The sequence below is a fragment of the Isoptericola sp. NPDC055063 genome, from assembly GCF_053608125.1.
Genome location: NZ_JBSGUW010000004.1, coordinates 1 through 3,719 on the forward strand (window position 1 = coordinate 1; position 3,719 = coordinate 3,719).

Genomic DNA, 3,719 nt, shown 5'->3' on the forward strand with positions numbered 1-3,719 from the left:
GTTTCGCCCACGAAACCGGGCCAAACGCCCGCTCACAACGCTCAGGGGGCGTCGGGGGCCGGGGCGTGACGCTCCAGGAAGGCGAACACGTCCGTGTCGTCGACGCCGGGGAACGCGCCGCGCGGCAGGGCCGCGAGCACCTGCTGGTGCATCCGGGCGCTGGGCCACGCGACGCCGTCCCACCGGTCGGCCAGGTCGGCGGGCGGGCGCTGGCAGCACGCCGGGTCCGGGCAGGTGGAGGCGTGCCGCACCTGCACGTCCCGGCCGCGGAACCACTTCGCGTGGGCGTACGGCACGCCCACCGTGATGGAGAACTGTCGGCCGTCGGCGCCCGTGCCGGTCTGCACGGAGTCCCAGAACGTGCCGGCCGGCGTGTCCGTGTACTGGTAGGACTCGGTGGCGCGGTCGCGCCGGGTGAACGCCTCGCGGCCCGCCCACCACCGGCACACGAGCTGCCCCTCGATGGCGCCCGTCACGTCCTGCGGCAGGGGCAGGCCGTCGTTCGCGTACCCGCGGAACAGCGCGCCGTCGTCGCCCACGCGCAGGAAGTGCAGCGGGATGCCGAGGTGCACGGTGGCCAGGTTGGTCAGCCGCATCGCCGCGGCCTCGTGGGTGACGCCGAACGCGTCGCGGAAGTCCTCGACCGCGAGGTCCTTCTCGCGCTTGCGCCGCTGCAGGAACTCCACGGCCACCGACTGCGGGATGAGGCAGCACGCGGCGAAGTACGTGATCTCGACTCGCTGGCGCAGGAACTCGGCGTAGCTGCGCGGGCGGTCGTGCCCCAGCACGCGGTGCGCGATCGCCTGCAGCGCGAGGGACCGCAACCCGTGCCCGCCCGGGATGGACGCCGGGGGCAGGTAGATGCGGCCGTTCTCCAGGTCGGTCACGGACCGCGCGGACCGCGGCAGGTCGTCCACGTGCAGCAGGGTCAGCCCCATCTGCTCCGCCATGCGCGCCACCGTGCGGTGCGTGAGCGCGCCCGCCCCCGCGTACCCGGCCCGCTTGGTCAGCTCCTCCCCGAGCGCCTCGATCTGGGGCAGGTAGTTGTCGCGCTCCTGACGCTCATGACGCAGCTCGGTGTTGGCCCGGCGCGCCTCCTCGGGCGTCGCGATGGCCTCCTCCTCGCGCCGCGAGAGCTCGGAGTGCAGGCCCACGAGCTGCTCCAGCACCGGCATCGGGAGCTTCTGGCTCGGCTTCACCGACGGCAGTCCCAGCGCCCCGAAGAGCGGTCCGCGCTGCGCCCGCTCGAGGGCGATCTCCAGCTCGGCGCGGCGCGACGGCGGCTCGTCGGCGAGGAGGTCGGGCACGGCCACGCCGACGGCGTCGGCGATCGAGCGCAGCAGCGACAGGCGCGGCTCGCGCCGCCCGTTCTCGACGAGGGACAGCAGGCTGGGCGCCGAGCCCACCCGCTCCCCCAGCGCCTCGAGCGTCAGCCCGCGCGCCGTGCGCGCATGCCGGATGCGCCGCCCGAGTGTGATGAGGTCCGGGGACTCGGCCACCTGGCCGTCCTTCGTCGCCATGGTTTGACGGTACGTGAAAATCTTCGAATCTTCACGAGCGATCTGCTGGAAAGGTGGTTCTACGGCGCGGGACGCTGGGGGTAGCCCACCCGGCAGCGCAGGCCGGGGGCCCATCCGACGGACGGAGCACCCGATGACCTTCACCGCGAACCCGCGCCGCACGCGTCTCGCGATCGCCGAGCTCGCCCCGGACGCCCTGGCCCCGCACGCGCTCGCACCCGCGGAGCGCTCCGGGTCGGCGAGCGCGCCCGCCGCCCGGGCGCAGGCGCCCCAGGACGCGCGGGCGTGGGTGCAGCAGGTGGCCGCGCTGACCCAGCCGGACGAGATCGTCTGGTGCGACGGCTCGGCCGCGGAGAAGCAGCGCCTCCTCGACCAGATGGTCGGGGCCGGCACCCTGATCAGGCTGGACGAGGCGAAGCGCCCGAACTCCTACCTGGCCCGGTCGAACCCGTCCGACGTCGCGCGCGTCGAGTCGCGCACGTTCATCTGCTCGGAGCGCGAGGAGGACGCCGGCCCGACGAACAACTGGCGTGCCCCCGCCGAGATGCGCGCGGAGCTCGACGGCGTCTTCGCCGGGTCGATGCGCGGCCGCACCATGTACGTGGTGCCGTTCTCCATGGGCCCGGTCGGCGGGCCGATCTCCCAGGTGGGCATCGAGATCACCGACTCGCCGTACGTCGTCGTGTCGATGCACGTCATGACGCGCGTCTCGTCGCGGGTGCTGGACCTCATCGACGGCGGGCAGCAGTGGGTGCCGGCCGTGCACACGGTGGGCGCGCCGCTCGCCGAGGGCGAGACCGACGTCCCGTGGCCCTGCAACGACACGAAGTACATCGTCCACTACCCCGAGACCCGGGAGATCTGGTCGTACGGGTCGGGGTACGGCGGCAACGCCCTGCTGGGCAAGAAGTGCTTCGCGCTGCGCATCGCGTCGGCGATGGCGCGCGACGAGGGCTGGCTCGCCGAGCACATGCTCCTCATCCGCGTCACGTCGCCGGAGCAGCGGCAGTACCACCTCGCCGCCGCGTTCCCGAGCGCGTGCGGCAAGACGAACCTCGCGATGCTGCGCCCGACCATCCCCGGATGGACGGTCGAGACGCTCGGCGACGACATCGTCTGGATGCGCCCCGGACCCGACGGCCGGCTGCGCGCCATCAACCCCGAGGCGGGGTTCTTCGGCGTCGCGCCGGGCACGGGCGTCGAGACCAACCCGACCGCCGTGGAGACGTTCACGCACGACGCGATCTTCACCAACGTGGCCCTGACCGACGACGGTGACGTGTGGTGGGAGGGCCTCACGCCAGAGCCGCCGGCGCACCTCGTCGACTGGCGGGGCAACGACTGGACCCCGGACTCGGACACCCCCGCGGCGCACCCGAACTCCCGGTTCACCGTGGCCGCGGCGCAGTGCCCGAGCATCGCGGACACCTGGGAGGACCCGGCGGGCGTGCCGGTCGACGCGATCGTCTTCGGCGGCCGCCGCGCCACCAACGTGCCGCTCGTGACCCAGGCGACGAGCTGGGACCACGGCGTCTTCATGGGCGCCACGATCAGCTCCGAGCGCACCGCCGCGGCCGAGGGCACGGTGGGCGAGCTGCGCCGCGACCCCTTCGCGATGATGCCGTTCTGCGGCTACAACATGGCCGACCACTGGGCGCACTGGCTGCGCGTGGGCAAGGGGCTCGACGCCGACAAGCGGCCCAAGGTCTTCCAGGTCAACTGGTTCCGCAAGGGCGACGACGGCCGCTTCCTGTGGCCGGGGTTCGGCGAGAACTCGCGCGTCGTGGAGTGGATGGTCACGCAGCTGGACCGCTCCCGCGGCCTGCGCACCGACGCCGGCGCCGTGCACTCCCCCGTCGGCCTGCTGCCCGCCCCGGGGGCGCTGCGCACCGAGGGCCTCGACCTGTCCGACGACGACCTCGCCGCCCTCTTCGCCGTCCCGGCCGAGGCGTGGCTTGCCGAGACCGCGCTGACCGGCGAGTTCTTCGAGACCTTCGGCGACCGCGTGCCCGACCAGCTCTGGGCGCAGCTCTCCCTGCTGCGCGAGCGGCTGGGCGCCTGACCCACAGACCCGGGCCCGCCGGAGAGGCACCGGCGGGCCCGAACCCTCACCAGGTCGGAAAGCTGTTTTCTTTGTGGTGGGTTTGGGTTTCGCCAACGACACCCAAACCCCTCCCCCAGCCCGTTCAAGGTACCACA

2 protein-coding genes are annotated in these 3,719 nt (G+C 73.2%); one reads left to right on the top strand and one right to left on the bottom strand.

What is annotated here, in order from left to right; translation table 11 throughout:
* Nucleotides 1-41: 41 nt before the first annotated feature.
* Nucleotides 42-1,520 (bottom strand): helix-turn-helix domain-containing protein, encoded by a 1,479-nt coding sequence (locus ACWF41_RS05795; RefSeq protein WP_380326916.1) that lies wholly within the window; start codon nucleotides 1,518-1,520, stop codon nucleotides 42-44.
* A gap of 133 nt (nucleotides 1,521-1,653) precedes the next feature.
* Between ACWF41_RS05795 and ACWF41_RS05800 the strand changes: the two genes are divergently transcribed.
* Entirely contained in the window at nucleotides 1,654-3,582 is a 1,929-nt protein-coding gene (locus ACWF41_RS05800) for a phosphoenolpyruvate carboxykinase (GTP) (RefSeq protein ID WP_380326919.1), read from the top strand.
* Nucleotides 3,583-3,719 lie beyond the last annotated feature (137 nt).

Excerpts from the sequence above, each read along its gene's own strand:
- ACWF41_RS05795 (WP_380326916.1), bottom strand. The coding sequence starts at position 1,520 with ATGGCGACGAAGGACGGCCAGGTGGCCGAGTCCCCGGACCTCATCACA.
- ACWF41_RS05800 (WP_380326919.1), top strand. The coding sequence starts at position 1,654 with ATGACCTTCACCGCGAACCCGCGCCGCACGCGTCTCGCGATCGCCGAG.